General features: G+C 42.7%; 13 protein-coding genes and 1 pseudogene. 5 read left to right on the forward strand and 9 right to left on the reverse strand.

Translation table 11 applies throughout. From position 1 onward, the window contains the following. Positions 1-59: 59 nt before the first annotated feature. Together GOM48_RS08535 and GOM48_RS08540 are read right to left on the reverse strand one after the other, a co-directional pair. Positions 60-767: a CPBP family intramembrane glutamic endopeptidase gene (locus tag GOM48_RS08535; RefSeq protein WP_173259068.1), complete on the reverse strand. Its 708-nt coding sequence runs from the start codon at positions 765-767 to the stop codon at positions 60-62. Between the two features lie 53 nt (positions 768-820). Continuing rightward, on the reverse strand, positions 821-2,239 hold the full coding sequence (locus tag GOM48_RS08540) for an NCS2 family permease (RefSeq protein WP_235097138.1): 1,419 nt from the start codon (positions 2,237-2,239) through the stop codon (positions 821-823). 185 nt (positions 2,240-2,424) lie between these two features. Between GOM48_RS08540 and GOM48_RS08545 the strand changes: the two genes are divergently transcribed. From GOM48_RS08545 to GOM48_RS08560, 4 genes are all read left to right on the forward strand, one after another. After that, positions 2,425-3,237: a Cof-type HAD-IIB family hydrolase gene (locus tag GOM48_RS08545; protein ID WP_000162368.1), complete on the forward strand. Its 813-nt coding sequence runs from the start codon at positions 2,425-2,427 to the stop codon at positions 3,235-3,237. 278 nt (positions 3,238-3,515) lie between these two features. After that, a complete protein-coding gene (locus tag GOM48_RS08550; protein WP_235097139.1) occupies positions 3,516-4,505 on the forward strand; it encodes a PTS sugar transporter subunit IIB in 990 nt (329 codons plus the stop codon). 74 nt (positions 4,506-4,579) lie between these two features. Next, positions 4,580-5,392 carry a PTS mannose/fructose/sorbose transporter subunit IIC gene (locus tag GOM48_RS08555; protein WP_084948395.1) on the forward strand — a complete coding sequence of 271 codons (813 nt, stop codon included), beginning with the start codon at positions 4,580-4,582 and terminating at the stop codon, positions 5,390-5,392. Positions 5,393-5,406: 14 nt separating this feature from the next. Further along, positions 5,407-6,318, forward strand: a complete 912-nt coding sequence (locus GOM48_RS08560) for a PTS system mannose/fructose/sorbose family transporter subunit IID (RefSeq protein WP_084948393.1) — start codon at positions 5,407-5,409, stop codon at positions 6,316-6,318. Positions 6,319-6,379: 61 nt separating this feature from the next. Here the strand turns inward: GOM48_RS08560 and GOM48_RS08565 are convergent, their stop codons facing one another. From GOM48_RS08565 to GOM48_RS08595, 7 genes are all read right to left on the reverse strand, one after another. Then, positions 6,380-8,608 carry an HAD-IC family P-type ATPase gene (locus GOM48_RS08565; RefSeq protein WP_235097140.1) on the reverse strand — a complete coding sequence of 743 codons (2,229 nt, stop codon included), beginning with the start codon at positions 8,606-8,608 and terminating at the stop codon, positions 6,380-6,382. 164 nt (positions 8,609-8,772) lie between these two features. After that, positions 8,773-10,107 (reverse strand): C1 family peptidase, encoded by a 1,335-nt coding sequence (gene pepC / locus GOM48_RS08570; protein ID WP_235097141.1) that lies wholly within the window; start codon positions 10,105-10,107, stop codon positions 8,773-8,775. Positions 10,108-10,218: 111 nt separating this feature from the next. Then, a complete protein-coding gene (locus GOM48_RS08575) occupies positions 10,219-10,941 on the reverse strand; it encodes a pseudouridine synthase (RefSeq protein WP_235097142.1) in 723 nt (240 codons plus the stop codon). A gap of 78 nt (positions 10,942-11,019) precedes the next feature. After that, the gene (locus GOM48_RS08580) at positions 11,020-11,250 is read right to left on the reverse strand and encodes a GlsB/YeaQ/YmgE family stress response membrane protein (protein WP_084948385.1); all 231 of its coding nucleotides are present in this window, start codon (positions 11,248-11,250) and stop codon (positions 11,020-11,022) included. A gap of 9 nt (positions 11,251-11,259) precedes the next feature. Further along, entirely contained in the window at positions 11,260-12,501 is a 1,242-nt protein-coding gene (locus tag GOM48_RS08585) for an aminopeptidase (RefSeq protein ID WP_235097143.1), read from the reverse strand. A 15-nt stretch (positions 12,502-12,516) separates the two neighbouring features. Continuing rightward, positions 12,517-12,669 carry a hypothetical protein gene (locus GOM48_RS08590; RefSeq protein WP_000776617.1) on the reverse strand — a complete coding sequence of 51 codons (153 nt, stop codon included), beginning with the start codon at positions 12,667-12,669 and terminating at the stop codon, positions 12,517-12,519. Positions 12,670-12,692: 23 nt separating this feature from the next. Beyond that, complete coding sequence (locus tag GOM48_RS08595) at positions 12,693-17,084, reverse strand: PolC-type DNA polymerase III (RefSeq protein WP_235097144.1); 4,392 nt, start codon at positions 17,082-17,084, stop codon at positions 12,693-12,695. A 324-nt stretch (positions 17,085-17,408) separates the two neighbouring features. Here GOM48_RS08595 and tnpA point away from each other — a divergent pair. Then, a pseudogene (gene tnpA, locus GOM48_RS08600) lies at positions 17,409-17,923 on the forward strand (IS200/IS605 family transposase). The last annotated feature ends 52 nt before the right edge of the window (positions 17,924-17,975 follow it).

Below are 17,975 nucleotides of genomic sequence, written 5' to 3' on the forward strand. Positions count from 1 at the left end.
ACCATAAAAAGAAAAAGATGGATACGCTAGCATTTATCTTTTCCAAGTAAGGAAATAGTTTAGAAAGGCAAGCCTACATTTCGACTAATCAAAACCAGTAAAGCCAGCAAACAAAAGGCAATACCATTGACAATCATATGAAGCAAGATCGACATCTCTAAGCGTTCTGTTCTGTAAGCTGTCCAAGTTAAAACTGTCGACATTCCTCCATAGATAAGGAGAGAAGGCAGATTGGTCGGTGTGTGGAGCAAGGCAAAGACGACTGCACCTACAAGATAACCCAACTTCTCCTTCCCACGGAAGATCTTTTTAGGGATAATTCCACGACACAATATTTCCTCACAAATGGGAGCAATCAGAACCAGTAAGAAAAAACTGGAAATCAACGAGCTATTCTGAACCAGATTATTAATAGTTGATTGATTGCTGGTCGTAGATTCATTCATCAGACGAAGCAAGGCAGATCCGAATAAATTACTTGTGAAAATAACCAAATAACTCAAAACCAAGCGGGCTAGATCTTTTGCCTTGAAAAAAGAAAGATTGAAGCTCGCAATCTCTGTTTTTCGCGCACTAAAGATAAAAACAGTTAGAATAGCAACCGACAGCAAAGCCACTAAGAGTCCTGACTGGAGGAGCGGGAATTGTCTAGCGGATAAAAGGGCAGATAAAATTAAGGGAAGTTGAGATAACACCAGTCCTATTAAAAAAATCAACACCCATATTCCTCTATCCAGAATTTCTTGCCAGATACTTTTTTTCTTCATGATATACCTCCTTATAATAAAAAGGGGAGGCCCCCCTTTCTATATTATACCATTTATAGTGCCATACTGATATAGTTAAGGATAAACAAGGCATCCAAAATCCAAATCATCACGTGCACATCCTTGGCTTGACCTTTGACAACTTTTGTCAAGGTGTAAGTCAAGAAACCAACTGCAATCCCTTGAGTGATTGAGTAGCTGAAGCCCATAAAGATAGATGTAAAGAAGGCAGGAACAGCCTCAGACATATCATCCCAAGGAATATTTTTCAAGTTAGAAAGCATCATGATTCCGACGATGATCAAAATCGGCGCTGTTGCAGCTGTCGGAACAATCGCTAGAAGTGGGCTAAAGAAGCTAGATAGAGCAAAACAGATTGCAACTACTAGGGCTGTCAAACCAGTACGTCCACCGGCACCGATACCCGCCGCAGACTCAACATAGGTCGTAACGTTTGAAGTACCTGCGATGGCACCTACTGAAGTTGCTACCAAGTCAGAGTAAAGAGCCTTGTCCAATTTAGCAGATTCATGGTTTTCACCGCTTGTCGCAACGATACCAACTTTTTCACCAGTACCGATAAGAGTACCAATTGTGTCAAAAATATCCGTTAGTGAGAAGGCAAGAATAGCCATCAAGGTTTCTGGTAAACGTGAAGTGTTTGAAATCAAAGATCCTAAACCTTCTGAACCAAGAGCAGCACCAAACAAAGTTCCTAGATCATTAACCGCTGATGAAAGATTGTTGCTAGCGAAGTCAATCCCTGACAAATTCACAACACCAACAGCAATGGCAAGCACAGTCGTTGTTAAAATAGAAAGAATAATTCCACCTTTGATGCCTTTAACAACAAAGAAGATCGTAATGGCAAGACCAGCAAGAGCCACCAATACTGCTGGAGTATTGAAGTCTACCAATCCTGGAACAGCTGCTGAGTTTGCAGTAAGTGCAGCTTGAGCCTTGTCTGCTCCCTCACCTGCTACAGTATAAGTACCTGGATCGATTGAGAATTTCAAGAGACCAGCATTCTTAATCCCAACATAGGCAAGGAAAACACCAATACCAGCCGAAATAGCTGAACGAAGTGTTGTAGGAATGGATTCGATGATCATTTTACGAACATTTGTCAAAGTGATAATCAGTGAAATAATTCCACAAATGAAGACCATACCAAGAGCTTCTTTCCAAGTATAGCCCATCCCAAACACAACTGTAAATGTAAAGAAGGCATTGAGCCCCATACCTGGTGCTTGTGCGTAGGGCAAATTAGCATAGAAAGCCATCATCAAAGTACCGACTACAGAACCGATAATCGTTGCCAAGAACACACCTTGAACAGGCATCCCTGTTTGTGAAAGCATTTGAGGGTTTACAAAGAGAATATAACTCATTGCAAAGAATGTTGTTAAACCAGCAAGCACCTCTGTACGGACATCTGTCCCGTGCTCTTTTAGTTTAAATAGTTTGTCCATGTTTAATCTCCTTTTGTTTTTTACGAACAATGAGAGTATTATATCATTTATCATTCACCTTTTCAATATGTTTGTTTGATTTATTTAACAAAATGAAATTTCTATTTTTGTTTTGAGTCTGTTTTTCTTCTTTCTTTTTGATATAATAGTAGACATCTTATCTGGAATGTACTAGGAAGGTTTATATGACTAAAAAAATTATCGCAGTCGATTTGGACGGAACCCTGCTCAACTCAGAGAGTAAGATTTCAGATTTTACTCGAAACACAATTAAACGAATTGCTGAAAAAGGCCACCATGTCATCATCACTACTGGGCGCCCTTACCGTATGGCAAAAGAATTTTATCAGGAACTAGAGTTGCACACACCTATGATCAACTTCAACGGTTCTCTTACCCATCTACCAGGACAGACTTGGGAACACGAAAAGTGCTTGACCTTGGACAAAAAATACCTCTTAGACATGGTCAAACGCAAAGAGGATATCCAAGCCGACTTTATTGCAGGAGAATACCGCAAGAAATTTTATATCACGGCTCCTAATGAAGAAATTGCCAATCCCAAACTATTTGGTGTAGAAAATTTCCAACCAGAAAATCAATTCAAATCTGAATTGGTGACCAAGGACCCTAACTGTATCCTCTTGCAAACAAGAGTCGATGATAAATACGCGCTAGCAGATGAGATGAATCGTTTTTACCAACACCAACTAGCAATCAATACCTGGGGAGGGCCCCTCAACATTCTCGAATGTACACCAAAAGGGGTCAACAAAGCCTTTGCTTTAGAATACTTGCTCAATGTTATGAACCGTGACAGACAAGATTTGATTGCCTTCGGTGATGAGCACAATGACACCGAAATGTTGGCATTTGCAGGCAAGGGATATGCTATGAAGAATGCCAATCCCGATTTGCTACCATATGCAGATGAGCAACTCTCTCTGACAAATGATGAAGATGGTGTTGCCCATACCCTACAAGATTTGTTCCTATGACACTCAAAAAGTTAGCTTGTGCTAGCTTTTTTGATTTTCACAATTTTTCAATTAATCGACCTGTTTTCATTTTTTTATATTAAATTACTTCCTTATCTTTTTAAACATTTCTACAAAAAGTTTTATATATTAACATTTTGTAAGCGAGTTTTCATTGAAAAGCAATACATATTTATAAGAAATGGTTGATTTTTATATGAAAACGGTTTATACTTAAAGTTAGGCTTAAAGTTTTCTTAAACATACAGTCAAACATTTTATAAGGAGGAATGACAATAATGAGTATCGGAATCATTATTGCGAGCCACGGCGAATTTGCTGCGGGTATTCATCAATCAGGATCTATGATCTTTGGTGAACAAGAAAAGGTTCAAGTTGTAACCTTTATGCCAAATGAAGGTCCAGATGACCTTTACGCTAAATTCAACAACGCTGTGGCTGCATTTGACGCAGAAGATGAGGTTCTAGTATTGGCTGACCTTTGGAGTGGATCTCCATTCAACCAAGCTAGCCGCGTGATGGGAGAAAATCCAGAACGTAAGTTTGCCATCATCACAGGACTGAACTTGCCGATGTTGATCCAAGCCTACACTGAGCGCCTTATGGACGCTACTGCAGGTGTGGATAAAGTCGCTGCGAATATCATTAAAGAAGCCAAAGATGGCATCAAAGCTCTTCCAGAAGAGCTTAACCCAGTTGAGGAAGGGGCTAGTGCTGCGGCTGCTCCAGTTGCCCAAGCTGCTATTCCAGAAGGAACTGTTATCGGAGACGGTAAATTGAAAATCAATCTTGCTCGTCTTGACACACGTCTTCTTCATGGACAAGTCGCAACTGCTTGGACACCAGATTCAAAAGCAGACCGTATCATCGTTGCTTCAGATAACGTTGCAAACGACGATTTGCGTAAAGAATTGATCAAACAAGCAGCTCCTAACGGAGTAAAAGCAAACGTTGTTCCAATTCAAAAATTGATCGACGTTGCAAAAGACCCACGTTTCGGTGACACTCATGCCCTTATCTTGTTTGAAACTCCACAAGATGCACTTCGTGCAATCGAAGGTGGCGTGCCAATCAAAACCCTTAACGTTGGTTCTATGGCACACTCAACAGGTAAAACAATGATTAACAACGTTTTGTCTATGGACAAAGACGATGTTGCAACATTTGAAAAAATGCGTGACCTCGGTGTTGAATTTGATGTACGTAAAGTACCAAACGACACGAAAAAAGATTTGTTTGACTTGATTAACAAAGCAAACGTTCAATAATTTTAATCTGTTTCTATCATTTTGAAAACAGGATTAAATACTTTATTAAAGCTAAATAGAAAAGGAATAAAACCATGTCAGATATTTCAATCATTTCTGCTATCTTGGTTGTAGTTGTTGCCTTCCTTGCAGGTCTTGAAGGTATCCTCGACCAATTCCAATTCCATCAACCAATCGTCGCATGTACCCTTATCGGACTTGCAACTGGTAACCTCGAAGCAGGTGTTATGCTTGGTGGATCTCTTCAAATGATCGCCCTTGGTTGGGCAAACATCGGAGCTGCTGTAGCTCCTGACGCTGCTCTTGCATCTGTTGCCGCAGCGATCATCTTGATTAAAGGTGGTAACTTTACTACTGAAGGTATCGCCGTTGCAACTGCAACAGCTATCCCTCTTGCCGTAGCTGGACTTTTCTTGACAATGATTGTTCGTACAATCTCAGTTGCCTTGGTTCACTCTGCTGACGCAGCTGCAAAAGAAGGAAACATTGCAGCTGTTGAACGCGCTCACTACTTTGCCCTTGTTCTTCAAGGTCTTCGTATCGCTATCCCTGCAGCCTTCCTTATCGCTATCCCAGCTTCTGCTGTTAAAGACGCTCTTGGTCTAATGCCAGAATGGTTGAATGGTGGTATGGCTGTTGGTGGTGCTATGGTTGTTGCCGTTGGTTACGCTATGGTTATCAACATGATGGCGACTCGTGAAGTATGGCCATTCTTCGCTATCGGTTTTGCTCTTGCAGCAATCTCTCAATTGACTTTGATTGCCCTTGGTGTCATCGGTGTTGCCCTTGCCTTCATCTACCTTAACCTTACAAAACAAGGTGGAAACGGTGGCGGCGGAGCTGCGACTTCTAACGACCCAATCGGTGATATCCTAGAAGACTACTAGAAAGGGGAACAATCATGGCTGAAAAAATTCAATTATCAAAATCAGATCGTCAAAAAGTTTGGTGGCGTTCACAATTCCTTCAAGGTTCTTGGAACTACGAACGTATGCAAAACTTGGGTTGGGCTTACTCATTGATCCCAGCTATCAAAAAATTGTACACTAAAAAAGAAGACCAAGCGGCTGCTCTTGAGCGTCACCTTGAGTTCTTCAACACTCACCCATACGTAGCTGCTCCAATCATGGGGGTTACTCTTGCACTTGAAGAAGAGCGCGCTAACGGTGTTGAAATCGATGATGCTGCTATCCAAGGGGTTAAGATCGGTATGATGGGACCTCTTGCTGGTATCGGTGACCCAGTATTCTGGTTTACAGTTCGTCCTATCCTTGGAGCCCTTGGTGCATCACTTGCTGCATCTGGTAACATTGTTGGCCCACTTCTCTTCTTCTTTGGATGGAATGCTATCCGTATGGCCTTCCTATGGTATACACAAGAGTTCGGTTACAAAGCTGGATCTGAAATCACTAAAGACATGTCTGGTGGTATCTTGAAAGACATCACCAAAGGAGCATCTATCCTTGGTATGTTCATCCTTGCCGTTCTTGTACAACGTTGGGTGTCTATCAACTTTACTGTGAACCTTCCAGGTAAACAATTAGCAGAAGGTGCTTACATCAACTTCCCAGAAGGTCCTGTATCAGGTGCTGAATTGAAAGGTATCCTTGGTCAAGCACTTGGTGGATTGAGCTTAGATAAGATTCAACCACAAACCCTTCAAGGTCAGTTGAACTCATTGATTCCAGGATTGATGGGACTTCTCCTTACTTTCCTTTGCATGTGGTTGCTTAAGAAAAAAGTATCACCAATCGCGATCATCCTTGCTCTCTTTGCAGTAGGTATTGCAGCTCGTTTCTTCGGTATCATGTAATCCAAGCCATCGAGAATATAGATAAAAAAGAATCAGGACTAAACCTGATTCTTTTTGTGTATCAACTTTTTCTCCTAGTAAGATAATGCAAGCCCCCAATCACCACTGCTAGGATGGCTACATAGACGACTTGGGTGGTTTCTAAAGGCACAAACGCTCCTTGCAGGATAAAGGTATTGGCAAGTACGCCAACAAGGGCTGCAAGGCTCAAAAGTGTGAGCAAGGCTAGTTTGTATCGATTAAATGGCAGACTGACCTTGGCTACTAGACACAGACCATTGATCAAAGCAAGGAGGAAGCAAATAAATTTGACCTGACCTGGGACAGTGATAAAGAAGTTCGTCAGAAGAACGCTAGCAACCAGAATGCCACCACCAATCGCAGCATTGGTCAAAATATCTCGCATAAAATGTGTGCTAACCTTTTCTTTATTGGACTCAAAAGTTAGGAAGAAGGATGGAATCCCAATCGTAATGGCTGAAATGATTGTAAACTGAATGGGGATAAAGGCAAATTCCAAACCAAAGATCACACTCAAAATGGCAAACACGATGGAGAAGAAGGTCTTTGTTAGAAAGAGAGAGGCTACCTTTTGGATATTATTGATGACACGGCGCCCTTCCATTAAAATATCGTAAAACACTGCAAAATCATCTGTGAGAAAGACGATGTTGGATACACTTTTGGCTGCGCTGGTAGCACCATTCATGGCGAAACTAATATCTGCTTTTTTGAGAGCTAGAACATCATTAACTCCATCACCGCTCATGGCAACTGTTTTATCAGCATTTTGCAAAACGGTCACCATCTTTTCTTTCTGCTCAGGTGTCACCCGACCGAAGATATCATGTTCCAAGACCACTCTTTCAAAGTCATCATCGCTCACCTTAGTCATATCAATCGCACGCGCTTCCTCCTTAAAACCTGCTTTACGAGCCACCCCATATACAGCAACATGATTGTCACCACTGATAATCTTCACTTCAACACCTTGAGATTCGAAATAGTCAAAGGTTTCCTTGGTATTGTCCTTAATCTCATCTGACAAAACAACATGGCCTAGGAGTTCCATATTGGCTGGACTCGTAATCTGGTCCTTGCTATGAGCAAGGGACAAAATTCGAAAACCTTGCTGTTTTAGATCTTCATAGTAGGCATCCATCGGCTGGGTAAAGCCTAAAAACTCATAGGCTCCGAAGAAATAGGTCCCACCATCTTTTACTTGGACAAAGGAATACTTGTTTTTGCTTGAAAAGGCACCGACTTCTTGAACTTCCCACTTTTTCTCACAGGTTAAGTAAGTCTTCAGAGCTCGGGAAGTTGCATTTTCATCCTCGAAATAAGCCAGATAAGAAGATAGTTTCTCTGCTACATTAGCATCCATTTCTTGGACCTTCATATTCCCCGTCGTGATAGTTCCTGTCTTATCAAAACAAAGAACATCTACTCGCGCCAAGGTCTCTACACAGTATAGCTCCTGCACCAGAACCTTCTTTTTGGCCAGCTTCATAGCCGCTACTGCTAGAGACACACTAACTAAGAGAATCAAGCCCTCTGGAATCATACCGACCAAGGCACCAGAACTTCCCAAGATAATCTCAACATAAGACCGTCCTAGACTAAAACCTCTGACATAAAGCAGAATCGCAACTGGAACCAGCAAGATAGAGACGATTTTTAAAATCTTATCCATGTAATCGCGCAGTTGAGAAGGATATTTTTTGAATTCCTTGCTGGATTTTGCGAGTTTGTTGATATAACTATCCTGCCCCACAGCCGTTGCCGTGACCAAGCAGGATCCGCTAACGACATTGCTTCCGCTCATCAGCTGGTCACCAACCGTTTTAAAGATCGAATCACTCTCACCCGTCAGCAAAGACTCATCAACTTCAATATTCCCTTCAAGGACTTCTGCATCTACAGGCACTTGGTCACCCAGATTGAGATGCAGGTACTCACCCAGAACGATGTCCTCTGGATCAATCTCGATTGTTTGACCATCTCGATTGACTTTGTACTTACTTTTACCAAGCAAACTTAGCTTTTCTAAGGCATTTTTTGAACGCACTTCTTGGAAAATCCCGATGACTGTATTGATAGCAATCACACCTAAAAAGAGCATATTTTCAAATCGCAAGGTTGTGGCTACCAGAACCGCCAGAGCCAAATTCATGGCATTAAAGAAGGTAAAGATATTTGAAATGACGATTTCCTTGGTTGTTTTGTAAGGTTTAATGTCGCTAATATTTCGTTGGCGATCCTTGATGTCTTGACTACTTAAATACTTCATTTCTACTCCGATATCCTTTTGTACTACTATAGTAACACATATCTTTTTCTCTGTCACTTAAAGACTCAAAATAAGAAGAACTCACTTAGCAAGCATCATTTATCGCCACTTCAAGAAGAACTTAAAAAGAGGCTAGGATTCCCCTAACCTCTTTTCTTTATGCTTTATTCTGCCAAGGCTCCCATTGGATCCCATGGTGCTAACACGATTGGTTCTGCTTCATAGGCAGCTTGCTCTTCTGCTGTCAGCAATTCCTTACGGACAACGATTTGGTAAGTGTATTCGTCCATCCAAGCGTCTGAGGCAACAAAGTAACCATCTGTACCGACCTTATCTCCCCATGAGTTTTCAACCTTCCACTTGGTTGACTTGCCATTTTCATCCAAATCAACACCTGTCAAGACCATGGCGTGGGTCATCAAGCTCTCGCTATAGTCCAAACGTCCAGCTTTGTCTTGAGTGAGTTGAATATCCATGCTTGATTCAAAGTCATAAACATCTGTCGCAAGGATTCCAGCTTTGCGGTTGCTGAGCTGGCCGACATCTGAACCAAACCAAACAGTTTCTCCTGTCTGCATTTGAGCAATCGCCAATTCTTTCAAGCGCTCCATAGGAACGTTGATGTAGCGAACTGCACGGCTACCAACCACATTCCCCAACATCTCAACTGTGTAAGATTTGCCGTAAGGCTTGTCAGCAGTTGGAGCATTGATAACAGAAACGTAGTCTTCTAGAGGAAGATTGACATATTTCTTGTAAAATTCCTGTGGTGTGATTCCTTTTTCACTTTGGTAGTTATCATCCTTATCGCGATAAGCAAAGTCAAATTTACGCGGTGGAAGACCCAGTGACATAGCAAGGAAGTTAAAGATTTCTTGCAAGAGGTCTTCTTTCTTAGTTTGAACAGTTGATTGGTCTGCACCAGAAGCAAGCAAGTCACGCAAGATTTGAGCATCTTGGCGGAGCAATTTGTTAAGGATAGCATTGAGCTCACGACTATTGCTAGATGAAACAGACTCAGGATAGACAGACTTAGGAACGACACCGTATTTCTCAAAGAGAGCAACCACCATATCCCATTGACCGCCGTCTTGTTGTGGAGTTTGGAGTAGGAAGCTAACCTTACGGCTCGTCAAGTCTTGGTCTGCAGTCGCAATCACTTGCTCCAAGAACCAATTTGATTTCTCATACTTGTCCCAGAAGAAAGTGTGGGCTTGTGACAATTCAAAGTTTTCCAGTTTGTATTGAGAGATGAGTTTGTGGCGGAAGGTGTTGAGAGCTGCAAACATCCAACAACGACCAGACGCTTTCTGATTAGTTACCTTGTCCTTGGTCAAATCCAATGAGAAAACAGGTGTATTGTCTACATGGCTTTGACGACGCTCAAGGGCTGCAAAAATTCCGTTGTGGCTGGCAGCATTTTCGATCGCTTGGTATTTGACATTTGCTTCATAGTTGGCAAATAATTTATCTGTAAATGATTCTTGAATCGCGTTCATAGATTCCTCCTTTTATTCTACTGTCTATTATAACTCTTTTCACAAAGGAAGCAACCGAAAAACTTAAAAAGACAAGGACATTCTCCCTCACCTTTTCTAACATAATTCAAATTAAGCAATACTAGCAAGGAGATTCTCTAACTCCTCCTTGGTCAAGCGACGCCATTCTCCTTGTTCTAAGTTCTCATCCAAGACTAGAGTTCCCATCGTCAAACGTTGTAAGTCTATTACTTCCTTGCCACAGTAGGCCACCATTCGTTTGACCTGATGAAACTTCCCTTCTGCAATGGTCACGCGAACCAGACTTTGATTCTTTTCTGGATCTACCGACACAATCTCCAGCTTAGCTTTCTGGCAGGTAAAATCCTTGAGCGGAATGCCCTTGGCAAATGTCTCCACATCTTCTTGGGTCATAATACCCTCGACTTGCGCCAAATAGGTCTTTTCCACATGACGTTTAGGTGAAAGAAGAGCATGAGCTAGTTTGCCGTCATTGGTCAAGAGCAGAAGACCATGCGTATCGATATCCAAGCGCCCCACTGGAAAGACTTCCTTGGCGCGAGCATAGTCATCTAACAAGTCTAAAACTGTTCTATGCTTGGAATCTTCAGTCGCTGAAATGACTCCTTGGGGCTTGTTCATCATGTAGTAGACAAACTCCTCGTACTCCAGCACTTGGCCATCAAAGCGAATCTCATCTCTTTCTTCATTAATCTGCAATTTAGCTGATTTTTCTTTTTTACCATTTACCATCACGCGCCCAGCCTTGAGCAAGTTTTTGACCTCAGTCCGACTCCCTACAGCGCAGGCAACTAAAAATTTATCTAATCTCATAGAACTATTATATCATACTCAAAAGGAGGCTGGCTCAATGACCAACCTCCTTTTCTTTTCAGATTTAGTTTTAGGAACTTAACTTCCCCGTCTCCAGAAAATAGCTAAGACAATCATGGCACCTAAAACAGCAGGAATAACAGCTGTTCCCGCTAGAATTGGTCCCCAAGTCCCAAAGAGCAGGTGACCCAGAAAGGCACCAATCCAACCGAGAAACATCTTCCCAAAGCATCCCATGCTTTCTCCGCGATTGGTCAAAGCACCTGCTAAGAGCCCCACTAGGAGACCAACAAACATACTTCCAAGCATTGTAACTCCTTAAATAGCCCAGTCTCCTTTGCGGAAGAGAGGTACGCGTGTTCCATCCTCACGGATACCATCGATATCCATTTGACTAGAACCAATCATAAAGTCCACGTGAACATCTGAACGGTTCAGTCCTGCAGCTTCAAGCTCTTCTTCGCTCATCTCTGCTCCACCAACAACGCTGGTCGCATAGGCTGCACCGATAGCCAAGTGGTTTGAAGCATTCTCATCGAAAAGGGTGTTGAAGAAGGTAATGCCTGACTGTGAAATTGGGCTTGGATCTGGCACCAAGGCACATTCACCCAAGGCACGCGCGCCCGCATTTTCAAAGACAAGGTCCTTCATGACCTGATCACCCTTTTCAGCAGTAATGTCTACGATTTGACCATCCTTAAAGGTTACCTTAATACCTTCAATGATATTGCCGTTATAGCTAAGTGGTTTTGTAGAGGTGACATAGCCATCTGCACGACGGAAGTCAGGCGCAGTAAAGACTTCCTCTGTCGGCATATTTGGCAAAAATCCTTCGCCCTGTGCATTGATAGCACCAGCTGATTCCCAAACGTGATTCTTAGGCAAACCAAGTGTCAAGTCTGTTCCAGGAGCTGTATAGTGAAGGGCTGAAAATTGCTCTTTATTAAGCATTTCTGCCTTGCTCTTGAGGATAGCAGCATGCTCTTCCCAAGCCTTAACAGGATCTTCTTCGTAGACACGGCAAGTTTTGAAGATTTGGTCCCAAAGGAGATCGACTGCTTCTTCGTCACTCGCAGCATTTGGAAAGACTTTTTTAGCCCACTCCAGTCCAGCAGCGGCTGCTACAGTCCAACTAACCTTGTTGGATTGCGTTGCGATACGCATTGGCTTCATGGCAAGCCCCATAGCTTTGGCAGAAGCTGAAAGCTTGTCAGCGTCCACTCCGTTCAAGGCACCCGGATCAGAAGAACGAACCCCAAGACGGCTAGCTTTGTTCTCCAAAAGATAGTTCATCTCAGCAATCTTGTATTCTGGCACATCGTCCAGACGCTCCATCGGCGCATGGAGGAATTTCTCACGGTTAATGACATCATCTGTCCACTGAACGATAACCTCATGCGCACCCAAGGCATAAGCTTCTTTCACGATCAAATGTGCCAACTCACGTTGCTCCACATCGATAGAGAGAGCCAAAGTGTGACCAGGTTGCACGTTAATTCCATTCGCAACCAACAATTTTGCATATTTTTCTAGATTTTCTTTAAAATTTGGTAAAACCATTCTATTCTTCCTTTTCTATTTTTCTTTCAAAGCAGAAAATAATCCTGCTAAAGCAATGGCACCAGACAAGAGTGCTGTCGATAGAATAATTGTTTCATCTGCCAGCTCTAGCTGATAGTCAAAAACCTTTTCAGCTGGCTTATCTTCCGCAAAGATTCTAAGTTTCATAAAGATGTTCTCCGTTCTAATTCTTAAAACAACTCATCAAACAAACTCAACTGGTTATCCTCTGGCATATTGCCGAGAATGCCCATTTCATCCATCTTTTCAACCAAGGTTGATGAGAGTCCACCGCGCTTGCGTAATTCTGTCTTAGAGAGGAACTCACCCTCTTCACGCGCACGCACCAACTGCTTAGCAACGTTCTCTCCCAGACCATCCATTGCTACAAATGGTGGAATGAGGGTATCCCCATCAATGAGGAACTCTGTCGCCTGACTACGATAGAGATCGAGTTTGCCAAACTTGAAACCACGTTCCCACATTTCATTGACAATCTCAAGAGTTGTATAGAGGTCAATCTCCACATTAGAGGCTTCATTGTTCTTGCGTTTTTCAGCGATTTCTGCCATTCTGCGCTTGATGGCATCCAAGCCCGCTCCCATGGTCTTGATATCAAAGGCCTTGGCGCGGATAGAGAAGTAAGCACAGTAGTAATAAATCGGGTGATGAACCTTGAAGTAGGCCACACGCAAGGCCATCATAACGTAGGCTGCCGCGTGGGCTTTAGGGAACATATACTTGATTTTCCCACAGGATTCAATATACCACTCTGGCACTTTATTTGCCTTCATAGCCTCAATGTAGCCATTTCGCTCCTCTTCGGAAATCTTCAACCATAGGCCCTTACGTACCCGTTCCATGATGGTAAAGGCCATCTTAGGCTCGAGACCAGCATGCATGAGGTAAACCATGATGTCGTCCCGACAACCGATAACGGTTGATAGATCCGCAATTCCTTGCTTGATCAGATCCTGTGCATTTCCCAACCACACATCGGTACCGTGGGACAGACCAGACAGCTGAAGCAACTCCGCAAAAGTCGTCGGATGCGTCTCGTCTACCATCCCACGTACAAAGTTTGTTCCAAACTCTGGAATTCCCAGCATACCCGTCGGCGTACCGATTTGCTCCGGCGTCACCCCAAGTACATCCGTCCCAGAAAAGAGGGCCATCACGCCTTCATCATCCATAGGAATTTCATTAGGGTCAATCCCAGACAAGTCCTGCAATTTTCGAATCATGGTCGGATCATCATGCCCCAGCACATCGAGTTTGAGGACGTTCTCATCGATATCGTGGAAGTTAAAGTGAGTCGTCTGCCATTCAGCCGTCACATCATCTGCTGGATACTGGACAGGCGTAAAGTCGTAGACATCCATGTAGTTAGGAATAACTACGATTCCTCCCGGGTGTTGTCCTGTAGTCCGCTTGACACCGGCAGCACCTTGGGCAAGACGTTCCACCTCTGCATCACGATAAAACTTCCCGTAGTCTCTCTCGTAGCCCTTTACAAATCCATAGGCAGTCTTAGCAGCAACTGTACCAACCGTTCCTGCACGGAAGGCATATTCTTCACCAAAGATATCACGCACATCCAAGTGAGCGCTAGGCTGGTCTTCTCCCGAGAAGTTCAAGTCAATATCGGGAACCTTGTCCCCATCAAAACCAAGGAAGGTCTCAAACGGAATATCCTGTCCATTTTTGCTAAGTTTATGACCACAGTTTGGACAATCCTTATTAGGCATATCAAAACCAGAACCGTAAGAACCATCCGTGATAAACTCGCTGTACTGACACTGACCACAAACATAATGAGGAGAGAGAGGGTTAACCTCCGTAATCCCAATCATGGTCGCAACGAAACTAGACCCAACAGATCCACGAGAACCCACCAAGTAGCCCCGTTCATTGGAACGTTGTACCAACATCTGAGATGCCAGATAAATCACGGCAAATCCATTCCCCAGAATGGATGTTAATTCCTTTTCAATCCGCAAATCAACGATATCTGGCAGAGGATTTCCATAAATCTCAAAAGCTTTCTTATAGGTCAGCTCAGCGACCGTTTCTTCAGCCTTGTCGATGAAAGGTGTATACAAGTCACCCTTAACGACCTCAACAGACTCAAAGATATCTGCCAAGGCATTGGTATTTTCAATAACCAATTTGCGTGCTAGATCTTCGCCCAAGAAGGCAAATTCATCCAACATCTCATTAGTCGTTCGAAAATGAGCTTTAGGTAGCGGAGCTGGTTGGGCATGTTCACCGTGACCAATAGTTCGGTTAATCATAGCCCCCTGTCCCAAACTACGGACGATAATTTCACGGTAAATCTCTTCTTCCGGTTCGATATAATGGACATTTCCCGTAGCCAGAACAGGCTTGCCAAGACGGTCCCCGACCTCTATCAAACTCTTGATAATGGTCTGGAGTTCATCCATATCCTTGACCTGCTCCTTAGCAATCAAGGGAGCATAGATAGCTGGTGGCATGACCTCGATAAAGTCATAATACTTGGCCACCTCAACCGCTGCATCCACACCTTGGGAAACAACTGTATCAAAAACTTCACCTTCTGAACAGGCTGATCCTAAAATCAAGCCCTCCCGATGGGCATCTAGAACCGTTCTCGGTATCCGTGGTACTCCTTCAAAGTACTTAGTATTGGACAAAGAAACCAGCTTAAAAATATTTTTTAAACCAACTTGATTCTTGACATAAATGGTCGCATGCTTGATCCGAGCTTTTTTATAAGAATCAGGACTAATCAAATCAATGTTTAGTCTAGCCAAGTCAGTCACACTATGTTTTTCTGCCACCTCTTTGATAAAGATAAAAAGCAGACGACCCGTAGCTTCTGCATCGTAATTGGCCATGTGGTGGTGTTCTAGAGCCACACCAAAACGCTTGGTCAAAGGTCCCAAACCATGACGTTTATACTCAGGATAGAGGTTCCTAGCAAACTCCAGCGTATCGATAACTGGCTGGCTAATCTTAGGCAGACCATGGCGCTCATAGTTGGCATTCATAAAGCCAACATCAAAGGTTGCATTGTGGGCAACTAGGACGGTATCCTTACAGAATTCTTGGAATTCTTGCAAAACTTGTTCCAGTGGTTTGGCATTTTTGACATGATCATCCGTAATTCCAGTCAACTCAGTAGTAAAAGCTGACAAGGGATGTCCAGGATTGATAAATTCATCAAATTCAGCAATGACATTCCCCTTGTACATCTTAGAGGCCGCAACCTGAATCAAGTCATTATAGATAGCTGAAAGCCCCGTCGTTTCCACGTCAAAGACCACGTAGGTTGCTTCAGATAGATCCATCTCCACTTCGTTATAGACGATAGGAACACGATCCTCCACGATATTGGCTTCCATTCCATAGATCAGCTGGATTCCCGCTTTCTTGGCAGCCTTATAGCCATGTGGAAAGGACTGAACATTGCCATGGTCCGTAATGGCAACCGCCTTGTGACCCCATTTTGCAGCTGTCGCGACGATTTCTTCGACCTCTGGTAGAGCATCCATGGTCGACATATTAGTATGAGCATGAAACTCAACCCGACGCTCACCTTCTGGCATCAAATCCTTCCGCTCATAGTGAACAACTTCCTGCACATCCTGCACGTTCATGGTCAAATCGCGTGTAAAGTTATTCATCTCCACATTCCCACGCACTCTGAGCCAAGAATTCTTCTTGATTAAATCAAATTTTTGAGCCTCTTCTTCATTCTTAACCCATTTTTGCATTGAAAAACTTGAAGTGTAGTCCGTCATTTTAAAATTGATCAAAACGCGACCAGTTCTGGTCACTTTATGTTCCACATCAAAAACGACCCCTTCAAAGACCAGACGATTTTCCTCAGTCGTCACGTCGATCATCTGGGTAACTTCTGCCTTATCTAGTTTTGGCTTAGCCGCAGCTTTTTTAGCCTGAAAATCGAAGGCTGGTTTCTCTTCTACTGGAGGAGGAGCCATTTGTTCCAGTTGTTCCATAGCACGCAAAGCCTCTTCATTGGCAGCCTGTACAATTTGTTCATTCTCCGTATAGAAGGCTTCCTCCTGCTCTTGTGTAAGGGCATCATTCTTTTCTATTTGGCATACAAAGGCTGGGAAACCAAACTTTTCAAGTTGCTTTGCTAGATTAGGAAGATGATTCTTCTTAAAGTGTTCCTTATCAATCGCCTCTGAACCTTCAATAAAGAGTTGATTTCCCTCCGCACGAACTTGCAGATTCTGATAAAGAGACTTAAATCCTTGGCTAGCACACGGACCTTCAGAAAAAGCCTCCTTATAGTAGGCCTGCAAGAGTTCATTAGAAAATTCCTGAGAGAGCGCCTTGATTTCGAAAACAGCTCGATTCCCTGTCTTAGAAAATTCTTCACTAAGCCCTTTCTTTAACTCTAAAAAGATTTCAATCGGTAAAATATTAGAAAATACAAAGTGAAATTCCCAAATCTTACTAATTTTATGAACCACAACACGCTCAATACTTGCATCAACAAGAGCAGGATCCTGTCGCAGCTGATCAGAGATTCCTAGTTGATTCATTAAAATTTCAAACTTACTTGACATTCAATTTCCTCACATTATTCTCTTACTATTTTACCATAATTAAAGAAAATATATAGCCAGTACCATCTCCCTTGCGACTTAGATGGAAAGATTTTATCATACTTGTAATAGATAAAACTATACTGACTCGTAGTCACATATTAAAAAGTGAGATGAAAATCATCTCACTTTTTAATATGTGACTTTCAGTCCGTCTCGCTCCGTCAGGTGCGAGACAAATAAACCACCCGCTATGCGGGTGCGCATCGAAGGTTATACCCAAAAAACTCCAAACGCGATACAATAAAGGTGTTCAAGCCAATTGTAAAGCGAAAGGAGAAAAATATGGCACAAAAGGCACATAGTTTATCACACACAAAGTGGATGTGTAAATATCACATTGTGTTTACCCCTAAGTATAGACGAAAAGTGATCTATAATCAATATCGAAGTAGTTTAGGCGAAATATTTCATCGTTTGTGCAGTTATAAAGGCGTTGAATTATCGAAGGTCACTTGATGCCTGATCATGTACAGATGTTAGTAAGTATTCCACCGAGGATAAGTATTTCAAGTTTCATGGGATATTTAAAAGGTAAAAGTGCACTCATGATGTTTGACAAACACGCTAATCTCAAGTATAAGTTTGGGAATCGGCATTTCTGGGCAGAAGGTTATTATGTGAGTACAGTAGGGCTCAATGAAGCCACAATTAAGAAATATATTCAAGATTAAAGAAATTATCCAGTGGATGATTTCTTCACGAGTATGAAAATTCGAGAACGAGTAAAGCATGATATAGTACTAGATAAATTGAGTGTAAAAGAATATGAGGATCCCTTTAGGGATAGTGGTAAGTAATACCCAAGCCTCTTCGAGAGGCAAGTGACGAGTCAAGAGCAATGAGGCTTGA

This window comes from Streptococcus oralis, from assembly GCF_021497885.1.
GTDB lineage: Bacteria > Bacillota > Bacilli > Lactobacillales > Streptococcaceae > Streptococcus > Streptococcus oralis_BQ.

Bases quoted from the DNA above. Each gene is read 5' to 3' on its own strand.
- GOM48_RS08535 (WP_173259068.1), bottom strand. From the start codon at position 767: ATGAAGAAAAAAAGTATCTGGCAAGAAATTCTGGATAGAGGAATATGG.
- GOM48_RS08540 (WP_235097138.1), bottom strand. From the start codon at position 2,239: ATGGACAAACTATTTAAACTAAAAGAGCACGGGACAGATGTCCGTACA.
- GOM48_RS08545 (WP_000162368.1), top strand. From the start codon at position 2,425: ATGACTAAAAAAATTATCGCAGTCGATTTGGACGGAACCCTGCTCAAC.
- GOM48_RS08550 (WP_235097139.1), top strand. From the start codon at position 3,516: ATGAGTATCGGAATCATTATTGCGAGCCACGGCGAATTTGCTGCGGGT.
- GOM48_RS08555 (WP_084948395.1), top strand. From the start codon at position 4,580: ATGTCAGATATTTCAATCATTTCTGCTATCTTGGTTGTAGTTGTTGCC.
- GOM48_RS08560 (WP_084948393.1), top strand. From the start codon at position 5,407: ATGGCTGAAAAAATTCAATTATCAAAATCAGATCGTCAAAAAGTTTGG.
- GOM48_RS08565 (WP_235097140.1), bottom strand. From the start codon at position 8,608: ATGAAGTATTTAAGTAGTCAAGACATCAAGGATCGCCAACGAAATATT.
- pepC (WP_235097141.1), bottom strand. From the start codon at position 10,107: ATGAACGCGATTCAAGAATCATTTACAGATAAATTATTTGCCAACTAT.
- GOM48_RS08575 (WP_235097142.1), bottom strand. From the start codon at position 10,941: ATGAGATTAGATAAATTTTTAGTTGCCTGCGCTGTAGGGAGTCGGACT.
- GOM48_RS08580 (WP_084948385.1), bottom strand. From the start codon at position 11,250: ATGCTTGGAAGTATGTTTGTTGGTCTCCTAGTGGGGCTCTTAGCAGGT.
- GOM48_RS08585 (WP_235097143.1), bottom strand. From the start codon at position 12,501: ATGGTTTTACCAAATTTTAAAGAAAATCTAGAAAAATATGCAAAATTG.
- GOM48_RS08590 (WP_000776617.1), bottom strand. From the start codon at position 12,669: ATGAAACTTAGAATCTTTGCGGAAGATAAGCCAGCTGAAAAGGTTTTT.
- GOM48_RS08595 (WP_235097144.1), bottom strand. From the start codon at position 17,084: ATGTCAAGTAAGTTTGAAATTTTAATGAATCAACTAGGAATCTCTGAT.